Raw genomic sequence first — 21,976 nt, 5'->3', positions numbered from 1 at the left:
ACTTCTATATACTAGATATCATTATCTATCCATTAAATACGCAGGGCCGCTACTTTTTCTTTCAATTAACTCATGGGGCAAAATAACTACTTTTTCATTGATTTCCATTTTATTGATTATTTTAATAATCATTCTTATGGCTACTGCACCCATATCATATAAAGGCTGTCTGATGGTGGTAAGCGTTGGCCTATAAAATGAAGCCATCTTCGTATCATGGAACCCTGTTACAGAAACATCATTTGGTACTTGGAAACCATGATCCAGCAGGCAATTTATTGCACCAATCGCCATAGTATCACTGGTTGCAAAAATAGCTGTAGGTAATATATCTGCATCAATCCAACGCTTTACAATCTCATAGGCTTTGTCTAGTTTAAAGTTTCCAAACTCCACCAAATCCTCGTTGACTGATATCCCCTTTTCTTCAAGAGCTTTTTTATAACCATTATATTGATCCATACAAAATGAATTGCTGTCTAACCTATTACGAATCAATCCAATTTCCCTATGCCCATTTTCAATAAGATAGTTCGTCATATCATATGATGCTTGGAAATTGTCAATAGATACTGATGGAATGTTCAGCCTACTTGTATTTCGATTAATAAGTACAACAGGTATCTCGCAGTCTGCAAGATAGTCAATCAGTTTATCTTGTAAATCCCAAGTCATCAAGACAATACCTTCCACTTGTTTTCCTTGTAAAAGTTTTAAATATCTTATTTCTTGTTCCAAATCACCATAAGTGTTACAGAGAAGAATATCATAGGTATACATCTTTCCGATTTCTTCAATGCCATTCAATATTTCACCAATAAAGAAATTTGAAATGTCTGGTACGATTACACCTATTAATTGACTTTTCTTCATTACAAGACTTCTAGCTACAGGATTTGGCGTATAACCCGTTTCTTCAATAATCTGTAACACACGTTGTCTTATTTCATTGCTAACAGGTTTAGAGTTATTAATTACTCTTGAAACCGTTGAAATTGAAACACCTGCTCTCTGGGCAACATCTTTAATTGTCACACTCATTGTAATCACCTCAACAATCTAAAATTTATATTATTTGACTTTTTCTGTTTCATCACTGCCTACCTGCAGCATTGCACCAATAACGCCGCCAATGGAGTTCACAAAATTAAAATGATTAAAATCAAATTCTTTTTCCCGAATAGGCACGCTTAATTGTAAAATGCCATGGACTTCATTTTGATAGATGATGGGTAATACGATGAGTGATTGCCAATCTGGTGTGCCAGTTAAAGAATCTATCTCATGAATACTTTCCCAATCAATAAAGTAATCACCAATCTTTTTTTCTAAAATATTATTTATGATTTTTTCATTCATCTTCACTTCGCTAACCCAATATTCCTTATATCTTTCCCTACTATACATCTCCAATATTCGACCTCTATCAAGTCTTATAAGAGTTCCCTGCTTTGCTTCAATAATTTCTATCAAACGTCCTAGTATTTCAAAGATTTTTTCTTGAAACGGTTTTTTCTCTTTCAATAACTCTATTATTTCAACAATAACTTGGACATTACGATGGTCTTGTGTTGTATTTCCAGAAATAATTCCCGCAAGCTTATCTAACCTCTTTCTATTATCCCCAATATGCTGATTCCAAATGACAGATCTATTTCGTCCTGTATCCTTTGCTCTATATAAAGCTTGATCTGCCTTCTCGATCAATTCTTCCTGTGAATTCCCATGCTCAGGATAATTTGATATTCCAAAACTCATAGTAACTGCCAGTTCATTGCTTAATAGTACTGCTTCTTCAATTGCTTTACGAAGCTTTTCACTAACTGCCAGAGCATCTTTGCTATTTGTGTTTGGTAAAAGTATGATAAACTCTTCTCCTCCATACCTGCCTACGATATCACTTTCTCGTAAATTTTTCTTTAATATTTCCCCTACACAGCGAAGAACCTCATCACCTTTTTGATGTCCATAATTATCATTCACTAATTTAAACCTATCAATATCACACATGACAACAGCAAATTCATTACCATCTATTTCGGCTTTTATTAGCTCACTATTAAATTTTTTTTCAACATATTTTCTAATAAAAACATTTGTTAGTCGGTCAATAGAGGCTGTAATCTTTAAATGATAATTATCTAAAAGTACATATAGTAGACTAGATAGTGCATAACACGTTTTGTATGCTGCCCAATCAAAATTATTAAATACTTTATCCGTATCTAGATAAAGATATCCAAGCACTTGTTCTTTTTCAGCAAGTCTCCAATTTTTCCTTTTCTCATATGACAAGACTTTACTATCTTTACTTCTAGCACATATAGGAATACAAATTACAGATTTTGCATCGTCAGGCAAATAATTGTATTCATCAGTCTGCCCTAAGTCAGATATTCTCTTGATAAGAATACCATCTTGTTTGTGATTGACTCTTTCTATGATATAGTCAATAGATGGCATCCTATGATAAGGATGTAATTTAACAAACTCTGCCGTAGCGCCGAACTCATCTGTAAGCAATATAAAGCCTCGGGTAGCAAGGGTTACTTGTACACAATACTTTAGAATGAATTCAATATTTTCTTTATGATCCCAAGATAATAATGCAACTAAATCTCTTAAATTATTAATCTTCGAAGGTAATAAATTTGCATATTCCTTTAATGCTGAAGCCAAAAATTTTTGATTGTGAAACAGTGTTTGTAAATCTGAAAAGTCAAAGTAGCTTGTCAAATCATCTATATTATCTATATCTTCATAAATTATTTTTTTGTTTTCCGCCCTTGTATCCATTATGATAAGCTGCTTTAGTATCTGAACTTTATGTTTAAGTGTCCTTTTGTTTCGATCATTATTGATAAATGATAATTGTGCATTTTTAGGAACCTTGCTGGTTAATCTTCTTAGTATATCTAAAGAAGCGATATATGCGTTCACCGCTTTATAATAGTCCTCATTTTCAAAGTAGGATTCCCCTAGATGTCTTAGAACTTTCCATTCAAGTTCAAGCAATCCACATCCACTTATGGCTTTTAACATCGCTTCAAAAGATTCGATGATATCTCCATCAAAGAAAGAAGCAATAAATCTTCGCTTATGCTGTAAGATCATGCTGTCAAATTCGCCCATAAGTGATTGTTCAAAAGTAAGCAGGATCAACGCGCTTTGCATATTTCCAGTTTCTACAAAATAGATTGCAGCATCTAGCAATAATGCCCTCTTTTCTTTATGGAAACCATATGAACCATATTCTTCTACTAACTGGATTATGTCTTTCTCCGTTGTGGTCTTCATATTTTTGATTTCCAAGAGAAGCTTCAGGCCTTTAAATTCAAATCTATTTACAACATCAAGACAAGAAATCGACTGTTCTATATATTGAATGTCTGCGAAAGAGTCAGAATTCTCGATAAAAGCACAGTAATAGACCTTCAACAAGTGGTATTGTGAAGCAATTCGAATAGTCTCTGAATCATTCGATATTTCATCTTCAAGCTTCTTCAGGTAATTGTATGCTTTTGTGTACTCATTGAGATTTAGATATATTCTACAAAGATATCCATAGGCCCATGGTAGATTCGATTTTTCTCCAGTTAGTTCAGCAATTTGAATGGTCTTAGTAAAATATTCTAACGCCAATTGATACTGATCCTCTACCAAATAAGTTTCTCCAATATTAAGGTAGTATGTAGATGTTCCAGCTATCAAATTATACTTTTCAGCTAATTTTAATGCTCTTTCATAATATTTTCTTGCTAAGCTTGTATTCTGTACGGATTCGATAAGCAATACACCCATATTGTTGATAGGTTTAATTGTATCTATATAGCTCTTTGCGCCTTCTAAATACTCAATACTCTTGATAAATGCCATCATAGCTTCATCATATTGTCCCAGGTAGCTGAAAATTCGCCCTTTTTGATTGAGGAAACATCCGATATAGTGCTTATTTACAAAAACTATGCTCTTTTTCAAGAACTCATTTGTAACTTCATCAGCATTTGATATGTCTTCTCGATCGATATACAGTCTACTGAGCAAAAATCCCGCCTCTAAAAGCCCCTCCACGTATTCTGTCCTATTGGCCAGAGCTATGGTTTCATCAATAATTTCTTTAGCCACATCATAATTTTTCTTTATTAAATATATATTCGATATTCTATTCTTTCCCTCAATGATTTTTTTGTTTAAATCAAATTTTTCTGAAATTCTAATAGCTTCTTCGTTGGAAGCAAGGGATTTATCCGTTTCTCCAATATTGAAATAGATTTCACCCATCATTAGTAAGGCTTCAATTTTCCTTATATCCTCAGTATTTCGAGTAAAGAGCTCCATAACTTTTTCGATAAATTCTAATGATTGCATATAAAGATTCAGTGCAAACATTTTTCTTGCAGACTCCATACAATAATCAATGGCTTTATGGAAGCTTCCGCATTTCGTCAACTGGTAAACCAATTCATCTTTGTTTTCTCTATCTTCACTCAGGTAGGCAATTTCTAACGTTGCTGCAGCTTCTTGATGTAACAGTTTTTTTTCTTCCCGATCCATCATTTGATATATATGGTGTTTTAACCGACGGTTTTCATAATCATAGGTATAACCCCAATCTTCTAACTTTTCATCAATAATTTTCATTTCACCTAGCTGATATAGCAAATTCTCCAAGTTATTCATGCCAAATTCACACATTCTACCAATAATATCAATAGAAACTGGGGTATTAAATATTGATATTACTTTCAATAAAGATAGGTAGGGCTTATTCAACGACTTTATTTGACTATTGAGGGCTTCATCAATATTAGCAGGGAGTTGTACGTTATCGATTCCAATTCCATCCCCTTTAATCATCCATTTGCTATTCTCACCAATGGTGAGGGTCCCTTCTATATATAGATTTTTGATAATCTCTTCTATATATCTTGGATTTCCATCTGTAAGCTTTATAATCCTTGTCGCAAGTTTCAGCGGCTTCCAGGGCATTCCTAGTAAATTTTGAATCAATGCAGCAGTTTCCTCTAGATTAAATTTACTCATTTGCAGTTGCAAGATATTATTCTGTATATCATCACTGATCAGGTATTGCAAAGCTTCTTTCTGTCCATCTGTTCTATACGTTAATATAAGTAATATTGGAAGGTTGCTTCCACTTTTCAAGAGAAATCGAAGAAAGTCTAATGTACTTTTATCTGCATAATGGATATTTTCAATAATAAAAACACCTACCTGCTGAGCCAGACTATCTCCAATAAAATGCAATACTCGATCATGCATTCGGAGGCATTCTTTTTCTTCTGATAGTACAGGTGAAGCTTTAAGCTCCCATGTATTGCTCAAACTAGGTAAAAGTTTTACTAACTCTGAACCATATTTCTTTATGAGATCATATTCCGTATTCTTAAGGATTTGCTTTAGTATTTCCTTAATTGGTTTATAATGCATGGTACTTGGTTCATCACATGAAGCAAAAAAAGTTATCACATTAGACATTCGAAAACGATACATACTCTCTTTGATAAGGCGACTCTTGCCAATTCCAGATTCTCCTTTGATTAACAATGTCTTCATTGTGTTTTCTCTTTTTAACTCGTCCAAAGACCTCCATATGACTTCCATTTCATGTTCTCTATTGACCAATTTTGTATTGAAGTTTAGTCTGCTATAGTCCTCTTGAATATGAAATGTATTGTCCTGGGCCATGGAAATCTTATTGATTTCATAAATCAAATGCTCTATATTTTTTATTCGTTCATCCATATCAGGAGTAACCATTCGTTTAATTATATTATCCAGGTCTTCATTTCTATTGTTTCTTATTTGTTCAAACGCATATTTAAACTCAATATTTCTAAACGAAATTCCATAATACATATAAAAAAGGACTATTCCTAATGAATAGATATCTCCCCTAGCATCACTCTCAAATCCCAATTGAACTTCTGGTGCTATAAACTGTTGATGATTGTCCGATATTTTTCCTTTTTCAAATTCAATTTGCTTCAAAAACGCAAGATCTGCCAATTTCACCTGTATTTCTTTTTCATCCCTATAAATTATGAAATGATCAAAATTGAGAAACTTATAATATATTCCTCTAAAATGCAAATAGTGTATGGCACTGCATATTTTTATAAATACATCTAGGATCTCTTTTGGTGATAATTCTGTATACTTTATTGGTATATACTTGATATATTCTCTCGTATAAAAAAACTGGGTTATTCTTACAGGCCTATTATCTATGGACTGTACAATATCAAATGACTTATCCTGAAAAATATAATTGTGGGAAAATGAAGTTAATACAATAAACTCATCAATATAATACTGTATCAAATTGCTCTTGGAAAACTCGGGTCTAAATAACCTTATCGTCGTCTTCTGATTGTCATTATATAAATCTAAGGCCACAAAGGAATCTGAAAATGAATCCTTATCTATATGATTCAGAATTTTGTATCTACCATTGATTAACTCCATTCCCTCACACCCTCACTGAATCGATTATTCTTTTATCCAATCACATTCTGCTTCTGTTCTCTCATGAATTAGTTTAAGTGCTAATATTAGTCCATCCTTCTGTTCTCCAGTTACATCTGAGAGAACCCTTTCTAAATACATTCTTCTTGCATCTAAAACTTCATCAATCAATTTGTTTCCTTTATCAAGTACCCTTATTCTAACTACTCTTCGATCTTTCGAATCCCTAACTCTTTCAACAAGACCATTTTTCTCCATTCGATCTATTAAATCCGTTATGGTGCTGCATGCTAGAAACATTCTGTTACTCAGCTCACTGATTGTCAAATCTCCGTGTTTAATCAATTGTACCAAAGCATCAAACTGTGGAGGTGTAATCTCAAAGTCTGCTAATATCTCCCTACCTTTTCTCTTTATGGATGTGCAAACCCACCTGAGCAATCTCTCAAGTTCTATAATATTTTTTGGAAAATTATCTGTGCCCATTGTTACCTCCCTATGCGAATTTGTAAATAGCCTTTATTATTGAAAATGTTGTGGTATAATAAGTACAGATTCAATATGTGCTTTACCTACTTTTTTATTATTAACATTATATAACTATTTTGTCAGGAGGTAAATATATGATCCAACACGGTTCACTAAACTTAAATGCCATCGAGACAATGAACTTTTTCTGGTCTTCCATTGCATCGAAAGAAAAACTTTCAGAGAAATTTATCCTAGATACCGCTGCCCTAGAACCATATCAACTTACATATACTGATGAATTTGGCCCAGAATCTGTACGACGATGCTTAAGTGCTTTATCTAACAAAGAACCCTTCACAGGAAATAAAGCAGAAAATCGATTTTATAGTAGAAATCTAATGATTTTAGAATATATCGACACCTTGCCGGAAAGAATTGATGCTTTTAAAGGAATCAGGATCAATGATATTCTAGATTCCATTGGTGATTTATGCACAAACAACGAAATTACCTCGATTGAAATTATCGTTGTACCTACACCTTTTGAAACCGTTGAAATCCAAGGCAATAAGATTATTCTTAATTTCTTTAAATTTCACCTGGTTAATGGTGAATTAATAGCTGATGGAAAGTTCATATCGGAAATTATAAAAGAAGCACTTTCTAATTGTTAAGTAAGCCTAGGCTTACTTTTCTTTTTGATTCAGTTGAAATTTCTTAACCATATGATATGTAATTCTGTATATTCAGTGATTTTCCTGCTTGAATTATTCACTGTGTTTTATCTTCTATCAAATATCTTTGAACAGATAAAAGGGTTTTAGATATAAATGTAGAATAGGTTATTTGATTATCTTTTGGAGGTATTTGATCCATGAACTTTTTTGTAAAATTAAGAGAACTTCGAAAAGAATATTTCACCTTTGTGGTAATCCCACATTCAGGAAAAGGAACACGACAATTCAAATTTAATAAGGTTATGTTATATGCCATTTTAGGAATCTCTACTATCATTTGTTTTACACTTGTGGTTTTAGTTATTTCTTTGGCCAATACGAACTACGCCCTTCATACTAGCCTAGATAATGTCTATCAATTGGAACAGCTTAGCAATCAACAAAAACAAGAAATTGATGATCTCAAGAACCGTACAAGCACTATCAATCAAAAACTTACTGCCCTCGGTGAGTTAGAGGAAAAGGTCCGATCTATGGTAGGTTTAAAAATGCCAGCACAGACTGCTTCACCTACGACGACCTCGCGTTCTTTTGATAGAAGTGCCTATGGTACAGATGCCGATGAACTCATAGCTGAAGATTCTGATGCCAATTTAGAGGTTTTAGCAGCTGAAATGGATAACAAAATTGATAATTTTTCTGATCTAATTACAGATGTGGATGATCAACTTAAAGTATTGGAAGCTCGTCCTGATTTAGTACCAACTAACGGCAAAGTAACTTCAAAATTTGGTTATCGTACTTCCCCCTTCACAAGGAAACGACAGTTTCATCAAGGCATCGATATTGCTAATGACAAAGGTACTCCTATCTATGCCGCCGGCACAGGCATAGTAACTTTCTCAGGCTGGAATGCTGGATATGGTAAAACTGTTATCATTTCCCACGGAAATGGATATCGCAGTGTATATGCCCATAATAATGAAAACTTAGTTGAAGCAGGTAAAAAAGTTAAAAAAGGGGATATTATTGCAAAAATGGGTAGTACAGGCAAAAGTACTGGTCCACACTTGCATTTCGAAGTCCACTCTAAGGGCGAGCAAATTAACCCAGAAAATATTTTAATTCGAAAGTAAAGGAGATTTATCGTATGTTTAAGAAGAATGATTCATCTACTTCCCAAATTGAAAAATTTGACACATTGATTGGAGCTAATTCAACTTTTGAAGGCAAACTTACTGCCGATGGAACCATACGTATAGATGGACACTTTCAAGGTGATATTTTTGCTAAGGGGAATGTATTTATTGGAGAGGAAGGCAATGTTATAGGTAATATCACAGCCAATGATATCTTCAACGCTGGAAGCATTCAAGGAAACGTTACAGCTCTTGGTCTACTTAAAATTACATCTACTGGGAAGCTTTCCGGTGACATTCATGTTGTTAGCTTCGTTGTAGAAGAAAAAGCACTATTTGAAGGAAAATGTTCAATGAAAGATACTTCTCTTCAAGGCGAAAAAATAAAGAAATTAGATATTAAAAAAGCAAATGCATAAATTATGCATTTGCTTTTTTAATATCTAGAGTTTCTCCAACATTTCACTCTTCAATATGCATGAAACTACTTTCAAATGAACTATAATTTAATCCAAAGTTTTCTGCTGCTTTCTTATTGAGTAAGCAGCCTTCATAGAAACATAGACCTTTTCTTAATCCTATGTCATTGAGCACACTTTTTTTATAACCCTGATTTGCAAGCTTCAAAACGTACGGCAAAGTCGCCTCTGTCAGCGCGAGGGTCGACGTTTGAGGTACAGCTCCAGGTAAGTTAGGAATTGCACAATGAATAATGTCGTCAATAACATAGATAGGGTCCTTATGGGTGGTAGGCATGGATGTCTCAATTGTACCGTTTCTATCACATGCAACATCAACAATTACAGCACCTTGTTTCATTTCCTTTAACATTGCTCTGGAAATCAAATGAGTCTCCTTTTCGCCCATTTGATCAACAGTATTGATAACAAGATCTGCCCTGCTGATAGATTTTAATAGATTTTCATGAGATAGGGTCAAATAGGCGGCGTTTCTACCGAATCTTTGCTCTAAAGCCTTAAGCCGAGCAAGCCTTCGATTCAGTATCGTTACATTGCACCCTAATCCTGTTGCTATAAATGCCGCACCTTGCGCTGCAGTCCCAGCGCCAATAATCACTACAACTGCCGGTGCTATACCTGACATGCATCCAAGCATTAATCCTTTTCCACCATAATTTGTTTGCAAAAATTTACTCCCTACTAACACAGCCATTTTTCCAGCTATTTCGCTCATGGGTGCAAGCAATGGCTTCCCACCATGTTGATCTTCTACTGATTCATACCCAAATGCAGTAACCTTTTTTTCTATAAAATGATTACATAATTCTTGATGTCTTTCCGGTAAAATGTATGAAAAAATAATCTGTTTCTCCCGAATCCATCCAAATTCATCATCTATAGGGGGTTTAACTTTCACGATTACATCACTGTTTGAATAAACTCGTGCAGAATCTTCAAGGATGAATGCCCCTGCGTCTCTATATTGCTGATCATTTATCCCACTATATAAACCTGCACCACTACAAACAAACACCTGATGTCCAGCCTCTGTCATCTGCTTGACGCCTAAAGGGGTCATACCTATTCTATATTCGCTATTTGCCATCTCTTTAGGTATACCGATCTTCATCCCTTCATCCTCCTCATTTATTCATGGTGGTATATTCTTATTAATTAAAGCTCTTGAATATACCTTAAAGCCACCTATAATATTGGAAAATAAGGATGCTTACTTAATAAATCTTCCCCGCTTATCATACGACTAATAATTTCAGACATCTTTTTTATTCCAGTTTCAATTTCATTGGGATAGACCCCAGCAATGCTTAATCGAAAGCAGGGACTTTCTTTCTCGTAGGGCGAGAAAATAGACCCTGGCAAAATCAATAGATTGTTTTCCTCACATTTTTTATATAATTCAAGGGATGAGCATCCTGGTGGTAAACAAAGCCAAAAGTTCAGTCCTCCCTGTGGTATAGAACAATGAACACCTAGTGGGATAATATATTTGTTTAAACAGCGGGTCATAATTTCAAATCTTTCTTCATAGACCTTTTTCATAAAGTGAATATGCCGTTTCCAGATACCTTTTCTTAAATAAAGGTCGAACGCCCGCTGATTCAATCCAGAGGTTGAAATATCCGATGCATGCTTAGCGGCTAATACTTGTGGATGTAGCTTTGAAGGAATTACTAGAAAGCCCAACCTTAACCCTGGCATAAAAACCTTTGAAAAACTCTTAATATATATAGACACATCCTGAGTATCCATGCTCTTTAGTGTTGTTGTGGGATAACCATTAAAATCTAGCTCACTCAAGTAATCATCCTCAACAATTAATACGTTATACTTATGTGCAAGACGAAGCAATTGATCCTTTTTCTGATTGCTATAAGAGTAACCTGTTGGGTTTTGAAAGTTTGGCATCGTGTAAATGAGCTTTGGTTTATACGCTCTGATTTTCTCCTCTAATTTACCCATGTCTATTCCATCGGGAAGAATCGGTACTTCTATGATTTTCGCGCCCCTTGACTTCAAGGTAGCAATGGCACCCGTATAGGTGGGATATTCAACAATTACCACATCTCCATGTTCGACAAAAGCTTTTGAAATTACGTCAATACCTTGCTGGGCACCAGAAATAATCTGTATGTGGCTGCTACTCGTGTTAATTCCATATTGTTTAAGATAACTAACAAGCGATTCCCTCAATGGATAGTACCCTTGACTCTCTTGGTAACCGAAGGCACTGCCTCCATCTCTATCTAATATTTCTATCAGCAGTGTTTTAAAGTCTTCTACTGGGAATAAATCAGGCGTTGGCGTTGCGCTAGAAAAACTTATCATATCTGTATGAATCTGAATTTGCCCCCGATCCATCTGATCAAAGCCACTGTCCATCCCTTCTATTGTCTCATGGAATCCTTCATAACAATCTATAAGATTCACAAATGTTCCACTTCCTACTTTTTTATACACATAACCTCGTTTCTCTAAAATGTCATAGGCTTTTACAATGGTGATATTATTTACACCTAACAGATCCGCTAGATTACGAATGGGCGGCAGCTTTTCATTGGATTTTATCATACCTTGCTTAATTAGATCCACTATAGACTTATATACTTGCATATACATATGTTCATTTGATTCTTTATCGATACGAATCTTTTGAAAAGGATCCATTTTAATCCTCCTTATTTCACAAAACCAAGTGTCTTATATTGGTTTCTAAACAATAAGAAACTTATATTTCGTAAATATGTTTTTATCACAAAATTATGGGGTCAACATCGCTAAAATATCTGTAAAATCTTGATCAGCATATTCAAGATTCTTTCCTAATGGGATTATATAGGGGTAATCTTGATTTTCTTTAAGCCATCTTCCAATGATAATTATCTCATCGACGTCTTTTTTGGTAGTCCATATATATGTTTCGGGCATTCCTGACCGAATGACTTCTTTTATAGCTTGTACTGTGCTCTCGTTTAATACATTGATGTCGTAATGATAGTTCTTCCATATTCGCCCATGCAGAATCAATAAAATAGCGATCGTGTGTTCCGACGTCGATGGTAAAAACAGGATCATATTCCGCTTTTCGATATTATAGATATAGCTTGTGCAATAGTTATAAAATTTTCTAAGACAATCAATATGCTTTTGAGTTTCACCTGCTTTTTCAAACCTTAGATTTGATACATAATCATCTCTTTTATGTTCTAGTGCCCTAATGGGTTCTTTACTTTGTCCATCTAAAAACAGTTTGATTTGATTAACCGCCTCATCATATCTCGTTTTACAGTTTTCTGTGTTGCATGGAGACAAACAATCCCCAATTTCATGATATATACAGGATTTCAACGCATTAGAATTCTCATGGCACCGCCTTATGCCTACAGAAACACATAAAGCATCAATAATTAACTCAATTTCACGATAATTACTATAGGGTCCATAATAAATATCACCATCATCTTTCAAATATTGCACACTTGAGAGTCTGGGATAAATTTCATTTTGTGTAATTTTTATGTAGCCATAAGAATTATAGTTTTTTAATTGTTTATTATATATTGGCAGTTTCTCCTTGATAAGCTTTGACTCAAGCAATAACGCCTCTAACTCTGTTCCGGTTATAACATAATCAATTTTTTTCACTTGAACAATCATCTTCATAATTTTCTTGTTATTTTGATTGGATTTTATAAAATAGGATTGTAGTCTTTTTCTAATATTCTTAGATTTACCAATATAGATTACTTCTTCTTCAGCGTTTTTCATGAAATATACACCTGGTAATTCTGGAATGTCTTGCATTAGATTTTTCTTCTCTACACTTAAAGATTGTACATAATGACTTGTGAGATATTGGATCTCCAATTGCAAAGCTTCTGTTCTAAAATATGAAAAATGCATAGACGTTTGCTACCTCTCTGTTTTGATATACTCATTATACAAAATCATTTGCCATAATGCCACCCATAACCACTTATTTCATGGTACAAAATAAAATGAAAAAGTGCGGATATTCCGCACTTTTAATGTCTATCATATTTATCCATCAATGCTTGAAGTTTTCTTGCTTGCATTCCGCATTCTTCTGCGAATCGCTTAAATAATCCTGCTACTTCATCATCACTTACTTGTTTTGAAAACATTTCATAATCCCGTACACTTTCTTGTGCATCTAATAATTTTTTCATCACTGTATCTCGAGTATTCATTTCCATAATGCTACACCTCCTGTTAATCTAATAATTTTATCTTGGCAATTATTATTATGTGCAATTATTATAAATATATTAGACGAGCTTTTTTTCACCTTCTATTTGTGAAAACAAATTAATATGCTCTTTACACAGTTCTTCCATTTTCCCAATATATATTTCTAGTAATTCATTGGCTACGTCTTCATTTAACTTACCATGCAGCGTCTCCGTTTCAAAAAAGCGCTTTGGAAATGTTATGCTACTATAATCAAAACCTAACTTTTTCTTTGCTCGCACTTTCATTTTGAATATCTCTTTCCCTAATGCCATAAGTTGTTCTGTGTCATATTCTATACCAATCACTTTGAGTGCATTTATGATGGTATCTAAATCATAAATTTTGCGGGAAAATAAACATATCACGAGGCAGTTCTGAATATTTCTCTCAATCTCTTCTTGAATCAGGTCATCTATTAATTTATTCTTATCTAAATCTTTCATTGCTTGATCTAAGGAATAACCTCCATTATCCAAATGAGAATGTCTTGCCCCCATGGTCATGCCAAGAAGATTTCCATAGCCTGTATGATAACCAGCCATTTCGTGTTTACCCAATACCGCTGCAAATTCTTTTCCTCCATACACCTCAGATGCATGGTGAGTTCCCTTGGAGATCGTTTTATAGAAATTATTACTCCCTTGAATCATATTTTTAATAATATATTGGTATCCTTCTACATCGCCAAATTTCACTGCTCTGCCAATTTGGTCTTTTGTGATTAGCCCTCTTTCATAAGCCTCGGTGACCCAGCCCAGGAGCACACCAGTACTCATACAGTCTAATCCCAATAGCTCTATGGTCTCAATAAGCGATAATATATCTTCCTTGTTGCCAATGCCTAAAAATGAACCCACAGCAAATATTAACTCGTGATCATAGGAAATTCCTGCCCAAGAATATTCCACAGGGTCTCCAAACTTTTTCCGTTGAATCGCAACATGAATACATCCTATAGGACAACCTGCGCAAGCTAACTTTCTAAACAGTTTTTCCTGGGCAAATGCTTCTCCACTAATCTCATTTGCATATTCAAAACTACTTTTTTGAAGATTTCTCGTGGGTAAAGCGTTCATATTATTAAGCGGCATAATATTGATGGATGTTCCTAAACCATGATACTTTTCCATATGATCCGTTTCTACAACCTTTGCGTAGATTCCATCATATACTCCCTTGAATTCTTTTTTATTATGGATTATCTCATTTCCATTTCCATGGATCACAATGCCCTTTAAAAGTTTACTGCCAAACACTGCACCTAGTCCTAAACGGCCAAAATGCCGATAGGTATCTACATTTACACCTGCAAATGGTATTTTCCTTTCACCCGAGACACCAATTCTCATGATAGATCTTAAACCAGCACCTTCTTCGATATCACGCATTAGTCTCCCTGTTTCCTCTGTATCGAGTCCCCATAAGGCCTCTGCATTTTTGAATTCAATTTCATGGTTGCTAATATATAAGTACATCGGTCTTTTGGCCTTACCAGTTATGACAATGGCATCGTATCCAGCAAATCTCATAGCCATACCAAGTCTCATCCCCGCATAACTTTCCCCCAACTCCCCTGTTAATGGTGATTTAAATAGGGCAACTACCTTTGTTACGGCAGGAAAGATGGTCTCCATTGGTCCTATGGATAATACGATCGGTTGTCCTTCATGATATGGGTCCCATTCATCAATTAGATTTTCTTCCAACAACTTTATGCCTGTTCCCACGCCGCCAAGAAATGCAGTTAAATCTTTTCTATTCTCGATCTCAATCTTCTGGTTATTTAAATCAATCATCAAAACTTTTATTGAATTCTTCATAGAAATTGTTATTCACCTCCATACTTAACACATTATGGGGGCAGTTTTTTACACATGATCCGCATTGCAAACACACAATTGGCTTATTTTCTTGTTCATCAAAAATAATACCTTGTACGCTACATGCGCCGATACATTTTCTGCAACCAATACACTTCTCTTTTACTAGCTTAACGCCCCCACCGCTTCTTTCGTTAAGGGCGCCTGAATGACAGACCTCAGCACATGCTGGGCGTATACAACCCCTACATATATTTGCGACAAATCTTCCTTGAAAACCTCCGCTGCTATGAATGCGGACTGCACTTTTAACAGGTGAATAATCTCCATGTACATTCCGCGCACAAGCCAGCATACAGGAGCAGCAGCCAATGCATTTACTCATATCTACCGCTCTAAGTACTTTATTCCTATCCTTTTCCATGATCACACCCCATACTGTCTGGTCTACTTCCATTGTTTCCGATCCAGAGTCTTCTTATTCTCTCATGAAAATCTACCAGAAGCTTCATACTTCGGTCCTGCTCATGGGCATCATCGATTTTTAATTTTTAAAAAATAATAAGAGGTGCCTGATGGCACCTCTCACAAATATTTTGTCTATAACACTACTTTACTAGCAACTTTAACGTCACTAGCTTTTTTTAAATATTCCCATTGGCTTTCCTACAGGTAGAAACACCCTGCCGAACTGTCCATTTAACATAGCCGCAGCTGATCCATAGAAACCAATCATCGAGATAACTAGCTCGGTCCATGCGCCAAGCTTGTGAGAAAATTCAGTCATGATTCCAAAAGAATTCATGGCTAAAGCCAAAAACAATACATCTATCAATACAAGAATACTGAACAACACTTTATTTGTTTCTGTAGCTGCAATCGTCATGAAGAGTGAAAAAATAAGATATCCAATAAATGCAAAACCCAATTGTCTTCCATCCACGCTCGCAGCCATTGCTTCACCAAAAACGCCTAGTTTTGTAAGCCAAGAAGCGGCTACAGCAATCCAAAATAATCCATATGCGCCAAAAGCTGTTGTTCCAAATAAATTGTGTCTTTTAGAGTCTTCAATACAAGCAAATAATTGAGCAAACCCACCTAAAAAGATAGCCCATGGAATAGCAAATGATAGTCCTTCAGTCCATCCTAGCTTTTGTGAGGATGCAACCAAGGTAACCATGGCAAGTCCAAATAGTCCTAGGGCCGAAGGATCTGCATTAGTGATTTTAATATTTTGCGTTTGGTTTGTGTTCATAAGAACCCTCCTGTCATTTATACATGCTTTATAAAAATAACAGATTTTTTTTCATTCGTCAAATATTTTTTTCTTAATAATTCTAACTTTCGACAAAATGAAGGGCACTCATCTTTATGAACAATTCCCCTAAATACAATAAAAAGAGGCCCTTAGGCCTCTTTCTATCATTTTTTATTATCTCACGATACCAATAAATACCAATAACGCTCCAAATAAGATTCCGCCAAATCCTAAGATCATTAACTGACCAAATAATTTTTCGGATTCTGATTCATCAGCAGATGCCATAGCTAAAGCACCTAATGTTGATAATGGAGAGTTTGTTACAAAGTGTGCACCAAGGATGATCGCTGAAATTAGTGTTTCTCCCTTTACAGCACCACCCATAGTTTCTACGATACCTGGTACTGTAGGAATTAGTGTTGGCATTACAACACCAGATGCAGAAGACACTGAAGACATTAATCCACCAACGATTGTTAGGATTGGTGCAGCTGTTTTCTGTCCCATGAATGCAGATAATGTATCTGTTAGGTAAGAGATACCACCCGCTTTATCAACAACGTTTACCAATACCCCAACACCGCAAACAAGTAGCAATGTACTCCAAGGCATAGATGCAATTGTTTTCTTCTCATCAGCAGCACCTAACAGTAGCAATGTAGCTCCACCTAAGAATGCAATCATACCGATGTGTAATTTTAACAGGATAATCGCTGCTACTACCAATGCAATAACAACAAGGGTTTGAATTTGTATAGTATTGAATCCAGCTGGTTTTTCCTTTGTTGCCCCTATATCTGCCTTAAGTTTAAGACCACCAAGAACAACATACATTACAGCCGCCATAACTACTTGAGCAATTAACATATTCATAAACACGTGCTGCCCTGTTTGGAAGCCAATTTTTTCTGCTAACTGAACACCGATAATTCCTGTTGGTGCGATAGGTGAAAGACCACCAGCATTTGAACCAGCAATTACCATACCAGCCATTAATAATGAGTTAATCTTTTCTTCACGGGCTACTGCCATTGCGATTGGTAATACTAATGCACAAACAGCAATATTACCAGGTCCTATCGCTGCTAAGACAGTTGAAAAGATAAAGAAAAGAATTGGAATTAATTTTTTGTTTCCGCCAGCCATAAAAGCAGCTTTTCTTGCAAGAAGCTCAAGTGTACCATTCACTTTTGCAACTGCAAACAAGAAAGTCATACCTACAAGGATAAAGAATAATGAAGTATTCCAACCAGCTACCAATGCTGTACCTTTTGCATCTGCAGAAGACATTGCTACCATTTTTGCTACAGCTGGGTCTTTTGAAATATTAATCATTACGAAGAAACCTAACAAGAATGCGAATGCAATACTTACAAGACCAGTATTAACATTTCTCTTGAAACCAATGAATATTGCAGCTACTAAAACCAATAAAGATATAAGTCCCATATTCATGTTTGTTGCCCTCCTTTTAATTTTACGCTTGATCTAAAACACTTACGGCAATTAAGTGAAACGTTTTCTTCTCTCACCTCCTATTAATTTTGATTTCAAATCTATATTAAGCAAGTACCATGCCAAAATTATTATTATAATGAAACATTGAAAACGCTAGTTTCTTCTATTTTGATTTTTTCCAATACATAAAAAAGCGGTAACATAGTTACCGCTTTTCTAAAATAAATACTTACAGATTTTTCTTTTTTCTTTTGTACCTATTGCAATTGTTAATTTTTCTTCATATTGTTAATATTGCAGTGTGATTTTTTTCACATTCATTTGACTGGTAACTTTTTTACCACGTTGTATCAATAGTTACCAATAATTCATTTCATAATGCTGTATTTTTCAATTTTACGTCTTAAAGTTAATCGAGATATTCCTAATTCTTGGGCAGTTCTTGAAATATTCCAGTTGTTTTGTTTCAAAACTCGACTTATCGTTTCCATTTCTACTATCTCTAAATTTAGATTATTATTTCCCATGTCGATGATATTTTTATCATTGATCATATGGATATCGCTGATCACACTGTGGGGCAAATCATCAATATCAATGCATTCATTCTCCTGAAATATGATGATCCTTTCTATCACATTTTTCAATTCACGCACATTTCCCTTCCACTGATGGGCTTTGCATATTTCCATAGCAGCATCGGTCATACCTATAATGTTTTTATTGAGCTGACTGTTGTACAATCGGATAAACGAATCAATGAGGGGAGGAATATCCTCCACTCTTTCTCTTAAAGGTGTCGTAAAAATTGGTACCACATTCAATCGATAATATAAATCTTCTCTAAATGCTCCATTCTTTACTTCTTCGAGAAGGTTCTTATTGGTGGCTGCAATAATATTGGCATCAAAATCAATTTCTTTTACACCACCTAATCGTCTAAACTTTTTCTCCTGTAAAACCCTTAGTAATTTTGCTTGTAGTAATATATCCATGTCTCCAATTTCATCAAGAAACAAGGTTCCTCCATGGGACTCTTCAATCAGACCCTTTTTCGACGTCTTAGCCTCTGTAAAGGCACCTTTCTCATAGCCGAACAATTCACTCTCCTGCAAATTTTGGGGTATGGCAGCACAGTTTAAAGCCACATAGGGCGTATTCTTTCTTATACCGTTATAGTGGATAGCTTTTGCCACGATTTCTTTCCCAGTGCCGCTCTCCCCTTGTACAAGGATATAGGTATTATAAGGAAGATTGCTCACTTTTTGAACGACTTTTTTTATCTCTTTGATTTGATCACTTATTCCGACAATTTCTGTAAAATCTTCGTATTGATCTTGGCTTAATTCACGCTTCAGCTTTAAATATTTAAGGTTATTTTCAATGGTATCTTTAATTTCTTCAATGTTAAATGGTTTGGTAAAGTAATCATTGGCACCGAGCTTCATAGCTTCTACTGCCAGCCTTACTTCACTTATATAGGTAATCATGATTACAATACAGTTATCATTCTCCTTACGGATTCTCCTTAAAACTTCAATGCCATCAATTCCTGGCAATTTGATATCGATCACGGCTATATCAGGATTTATATTACGAAAAAGTTCTAATCCTTCTTCCCCTGATGCAGCTGTATATATCTTCACGCCCGTTTTTGCTAATCCTACTTGTAAAGACAATCGAATACTTTTTTCATCGTCAATAATTAGTAGCTTCATCAATTATTTCCCCCTCAAAGCAGATGATAAACTCTGTACTAGCCCCAACTTCGCTTTTTACAGAAATTGTACCATTATTATCCCTTATAATCTTATGCACAATCGCCAACCCTAACCCGGTACCATCTTGTTTCGTTGTATAGAATGGATTAAAAATTTGTTCAATTTTATCTTCAGATATGCCCTCACCATTATCTAGAATAGAAATACACAGTATCCTTCTATAGTCTTCCTCCACAGTTTTTACTTCGATTGTGATCTTTCCATTTTCATCTACCGCTTGAACACTATTTTTCAGAAGATTTACAAATGCTTGCCGCACTGTGGCAGGGTCAATCTTTACCAAAGGCACCGATGAAGAATATTTCTTGACAATATTTACGTTTTTATTCATGATTTCTGAATTCAATATATTTAAGGCACTGTTAATGACACCCAGAATATTTGTGGTGATTGGCAAACTTTTATGGGTTCTTGTAAAATCTAAGAAGTTGATCACCAGATTATTCAGCATATTCACTTCCTCACTCAAAGCAGTTAATAACTCATCTCGTAGATTTATATCCTCAACATGATCCCTAAGAACTTCCAAGAGATTTGACATTCCTGCCAGTGGATTTCCAATCTCATGTATGATGGATGATGACATTTCCCCAATGGTTTTTAGACGATCCTCACGCCTCAGATGCTCTTCTAAGACTTTTATCTTTGTCAAGTCCTTGATCAAACATACAGTACTGATCACTTGTCCTTCATCATCGTAAACGGGAGATAAAGATATACTTAATGGTATCATTACCCCATCATTCTTTTTGATCAAACATTCTCGTTCAGTTACAGTATTTTCTTCGCCATTTATATAGTTTTTAAAGATTTCTAATGGAAGTCCAATATGACTAGCTAAAAACTCCAATGGCTTATTTATAAAGTATTGACTTCTATACCCCGTAATCTCTTCTGCAGCAGTATTAAATATTGATATTTTATTATAGTAATCAATGACAATAATTCCGCTGGCTGCGCTTTTTAAAATATTATTAAGGTATTTTTTAATATCGTATTCTCTTTTATGAAGGTTTTTTAAAGCTTCCATCTTTAAGCTTAATTCTCTGCCCATATGGTGAAACGCTCTTTCTAATTCACCTAATTCGTCTGAAGCAGTGATCTCCACCTCTTTTGTTCCACTGTCGATATCACTACTGAGTCGTCTTACAAAATTAACGAGGTTTTCAATTGGACTCGTTATGGTATGGGCAAAATACATACTTAAAATCAAAACAGAGATCATGACAAATACAATACCCGAAAAAAATCTAGATTTGATTTCGCCTAATTGCCCTAGTATATACTGCTCATTTTGTTCAACAATAACCAGACCCTTATAGTTAGGAATCTTGCTAAAGGATACATACACCCTATCTAGATCACTTTTATACTCCCCGATCCCTTCTGTATATCTTTCCATGATGTCCGAAAGTTCTTGTTCTTCACCGCTTATCTTCACACGTCTATTGAGTACTACTCGGTTGGTGATATCACTCTCATTGGGACTAACAAGGGTTGTACCATCCATATCTACCACATATATTCTTCCATCGAAGGATTGCTGCGTCTTTTCAACGATCTTCTGCAGGCTATTAAGGGGAACTCCCCCACCTATAATCCCCTTCATTTCACCAGTCTGGGGATCAATAATTGGTGATACGATAATAATATGAGGTTGGTTTAGAATACTGCTAATAAAAACTTTACTTATGTACGTTTCTTTATACTTCGTAATATGCTGAAAATATTCTCTTTCCACGTAATCTCTTTGATAAATTATATCATTATGTGGGTTACTATATGTTATCTTACCATCTGTCGTCATATAAAACATCAGATCCATCCACTTATAGCTGCCATAAATCCGATCTATGCTTCTTTTTATGGATGGCATATCATTATAGGAAGCATATTTTGCAACATACTCTACCGTGTCTTGGGCTGCAATGAGATATTGACTAATTTGGTCCGAAATCATTTCCGTAATGACAGCGTTCTTTTGAATAATCTGGTGGCGGATATCTTGGGTGAATATCTCGTAAGACATATAACTCGCCCCAGCTATCGTAATCATTACCAAGATAATAATCAAAGCAGGTATCTTAAACCTCAAGCTTTTTGTATTAAACATATATCCCTCCAGCTCTTAACTTCTTTCTATTCATTTT

16 protein-coding genes are annotated in these 21,976 nt (G+C 35.0%); 3 read left to right on the top strand and 13 right to left on the bottom strand.

The genetic code is table 11. The features are described from left to right. Window positions 1-21: 21 nt before the first annotated feature. From K0R93_RS09355 to K0R93_RS09345, 3 genes are read right to left on the bottom strand one after another with little or no spacing between them, the layout of a single operon-like run. Window positions 22-1,041 carry a LacI family DNA-binding transcriptional regulator gene (locus K0R93_RS09355; protein WP_300300385.1) on the bottom strand — a complete coding sequence of 340 codons (1,020 nt, stop codon included), beginning with the start codon at window positions 1,039-1,041 and terminating at the stop codon, window positions 22-24. Window positions 1,042-1,071: 30 nt separating this feature from the next. Continuing rightward, window positions 1,072-6,486 (bottom strand): diguanylate cyclase, encoded by a 5,415-nt coding sequence (locus K0R93_RS09350; RefSeq protein WP_300300383.1) that lies wholly within the window; start codon window positions 6,484-6,486, stop codon window positions 1,072-1,074. A gap of 24 nt (window positions 6,487-6,510) precedes the next feature. Then, complete coding sequence (locus tag K0R93_RS09345) at window positions 6,511-6,972, bottom strand: MarR family winged helix-turn-helix transcriptional regulator (RefSeq protein ID WP_300300381.1); 462 nt, start codon at window positions 6,970-6,972, stop codon at window positions 6,511-6,513. A gap of 137 nt (window positions 6,973-7,109) precedes the next feature. Between K0R93_RS09345 and K0R93_RS09340 the strand changes: the two genes are divergently transcribed. The 3 genes from K0R93_RS09340 (at window position 7,110) to K0R93_RS09330 (ending at window position 9,192) form a co-directional block, all read left to right on the top strand. Then, window positions 7,110-7,631, top strand: a complete 522-nt coding sequence (locus K0R93_RS09340) for a hypothetical protein (protein ID WP_300300378.1) — start codon at window positions 7,110-7,112, stop codon at window positions 7,629-7,631. A gap of 200 nt (window positions 7,632-7,831) precedes the next feature. Beyond that, the gene (locus K0R93_RS09335; protein ID WP_300300375.1) at window positions 7,832-8,770 is read left to right on the top strand and encodes a M23 family metallopeptidase; all 939 of its coding nucleotides are present in this window, start codon (window positions 7,832-7,834) and stop codon (window positions 8,768-8,770) included. A 14-nt stretch (window positions 8,771-8,784) separates the two neighbouring features. After that, entirely contained in the window at window positions 8,785-9,192 is a 408-nt protein-coding gene (locus tag K0R93_RS09330) for a bactofilin family protein (protein WP_300300372.1), read from the top strand. 43 nt (window positions 9,193-9,235) lie between these two features. Here K0R93_RS09330 and K0R93_RS09325 read toward each other — a convergent pair whose 3' ends face one another. The 10 genes from K0R93_RS09325 to K0R93_RS09280 form a co-directional block, all read right to left on the bottom strand. Beyond that, entirely contained in the window at window positions 9,236-10,363 is a 1,128-nt protein-coding gene (locus tag K0R93_RS09325; protein WP_300300367.1) for an alanine dehydrogenase, read from the bottom strand. A 74-nt stretch (window positions 10,364-10,437) separates the two neighbouring features. Beyond that, window positions 10,438-11,919, bottom strand: coding sequence for a MocR-like pyridoxine biosynthesis transcription factor PdxR (gene pdxR / locus K0R93_RS09320; protein ID WP_300300364.1), 1,482 nt, complete (start codon window positions 11,917-11,919; stop codon window positions 10,438-10,440). A gap of 93 nt (window positions 11,920-12,012) precedes the next feature. Further along, on the bottom strand, window positions 12,013-13,155 hold the full coding sequence (locus tag K0R93_RS09315; protein ID WP_300300361.1) for a GIY-YIG nuclease family protein: 1,143 nt from the start codon (window positions 13,153-13,155) through the stop codon (window positions 12,013-12,015). A 122-nt stretch (window positions 13,156-13,277) separates the two neighbouring features. Further along, window positions 13,278-13,469, bottom strand: a complete 192-nt coding sequence (locus K0R93_RS09310) for a hypothetical protein (protein ID WP_300300358.1) — start codon at window positions 13,467-13,469, stop codon at window positions 13,278-13,280. 72 nt (window positions 13,470-13,541) lie between these two features. Continuing rightward, window positions 13,542-15,326, bottom strand: coding sequence for an aldehyde ferredoxin oxidoreductase N-terminal domain-containing protein (locus tag K0R93_RS09305; RefSeq protein WP_300300355.1), 1,785 nt, complete (start codon window positions 15,324-15,326; stop codon window positions 13,542-13,544). Continuing rightward, a complete protein-coding gene (locus K0R93_RS09300) occupies window positions 15,295-15,750 on the bottom strand; it encodes a 4Fe-4S dicluster domain-containing protein (protein WP_300300351.1) in 456 nt (151 codons plus the stop codon). The genes K0R93_RS09305 and K0R93_RS09300 overlap by 32 nt, the downstream gene beginning before the upstream one ends. A gap of 210 nt (window positions 15,751-15,960) precedes the next feature. Further along, complete coding sequence (locus K0R93_RS09295; RefSeq protein WP_300300348.1) at window positions 15,961-16,581, bottom strand: acetate uptake transporter; 621 nt, start codon at window positions 16,579-16,581, stop codon at window positions 15,961-15,963. A gap of 177 nt (window positions 16,582-16,758) precedes the next feature. Continuing rightward, window positions 16,759-18,042: an SLC13 family permease gene (locus tag K0R93_RS09290; RefSeq protein WP_300300345.1), complete on the bottom strand. Its 1,284-nt coding sequence runs from the start codon at window positions 18,040-18,042 to the stop codon at window positions 16,759-16,761. A 371-nt stretch (window positions 18,043-18,413) separates the two neighbouring features. After that, window positions 18,414-19,763, bottom strand: a complete 1,350-nt coding sequence (locus K0R93_RS09285; RefSeq protein WP_300300342.1) for a sigma-54-dependent transcriptional regulator — start codon at window positions 19,761-19,763, stop codon at window positions 18,414-18,416. After that, window positions 19,744-21,939, bottom strand: a complete 2,196-nt coding sequence (locus K0R93_RS09280) for a PAS domain-containing sensor histidine kinase (RefSeq protein WP_300300339.1) — start codon at window positions 21,937-21,939, stop codon at window positions 19,744-19,746. The genes K0R93_RS09285 and K0R93_RS09280 overlap by 20 nt, the downstream gene beginning before the upstream one ends. Window positions 21,940-21,976: the final 37 nt, after the last annotated feature.

The organism is Anaerosolibacter sp., from assembly GCF_029240175.1.
Classification (GTDB): domain Bacteria; phylum Bacillota; class Clostridia; order Peptostreptococcales; family Thermotaleaceae; genus Anaerosolibacter.
Note: the sequence above shows the minus strand (reverse complement) of the source record. Positions and strands in the feature narration are given on the sequence as shown.

Coding starts and splice junctions, on each gene's coding strand:
- K0R93_RS09305 (WP_300300355.1), bottom strand. CDS start 15,326: ATGAAGAATTCAATAAAAGTTTTGATGATTGATTTAAATAACCAGAAG.
- K0R93_RS09285 (WP_300300342.1), bottom strand. CDS start 19,763: ATGAAGCTACTAATTATTGACGATGAAAAAAGTATTCGATTGTCTTTA.
- K0R93_RS09315 (WP_300300361.1), bottom strand. CDS start 13,155: ATGCATTTTTCATATTTTAGAACAGAAGCTTTGCAATTGGAGATCCAA.
- K0R93_RS09335 (WP_300300375.1), top strand. CDS start 7,832: ATGAACTTTTTTGTAAAATTAAGAGAACTTCGAAAAGAATATTTCACC.
- K0R93_RS09340 (WP_300300378.1), top strand. CDS start 7,110: ATGATCCAACACGGTTCACTAAACTTAAATGCCATCGAGACAATGAAC.
- pdxR (WP_300300364.1), bottom strand. CDS start 11,919: ATGGATCCTTTTCAAAAGATTCGTATCGATAAAGAATCAAATGAACAT.
- K0R93_RS09345 (WP_300300381.1), bottom strand. CDS start 6,972: ATGGGCACAGATAATTTTCCAAAAAATATTATAGAACTTGAGAGATTG.
- K0R93_RS09325 (WP_300300367.1), bottom strand. CDS start 10,363: ATGAAGATCGGTATACCTAAAGAGATGGCAAATAGCGAATATAGAATA.
- K0R93_RS09330 (WP_300300372.1), top strand. CDS start 8,785: ATGTTTAAGAAGAATGATTCATCTACTTCCCAAATTGAAAAATTTGAC.
- K0R93_RS09280 (WP_300300339.1), bottom strand. CDS start 21,939: ATGTTTAATACAAAAAGCTTGAGGTTTAAGATACCTGCTTTGATTATT.
- K0R93_RS09290 (WP_300300345.1), bottom strand. CDS start 18,042: ATGAATATGGGACTTATATCTTTATTGGTTTTAGTAGCTGCAATATTC.
- K0R93_RS09350 (WP_300300383.1), bottom strand. CDS start 6,486: ATGGAGTTAATCAATGGTAGATACAAAATTCTGAATCATATAGATAAG.
- K0R93_RS09310 (WP_300300358.1), bottom strand. CDS start 13,469: ATGGAAATGAATACTCGAGATACAGTGATGAAAAAATTATTAGATGCA.
- K0R93_RS09300 (WP_300300351.1), bottom strand. CDS start 15,750: ATGGAAAAGGATAGGAATAAAGTACTTAGAGCGGTAGATATGAGTAAA.
- K0R93_RS09355 (WP_300300385.1), bottom strand. CDS start 1,041: ATGAGTGTGACAATTAAAGATGTTGCCCAGAGAGCAGGTGTTTCAATT.
- K0R93_RS09295 (WP_300300348.1), bottom strand. CDS start 16,581: ATGAACACAAACCAAACGCAAAATATTAAAATCACTAATGCAGATCCT.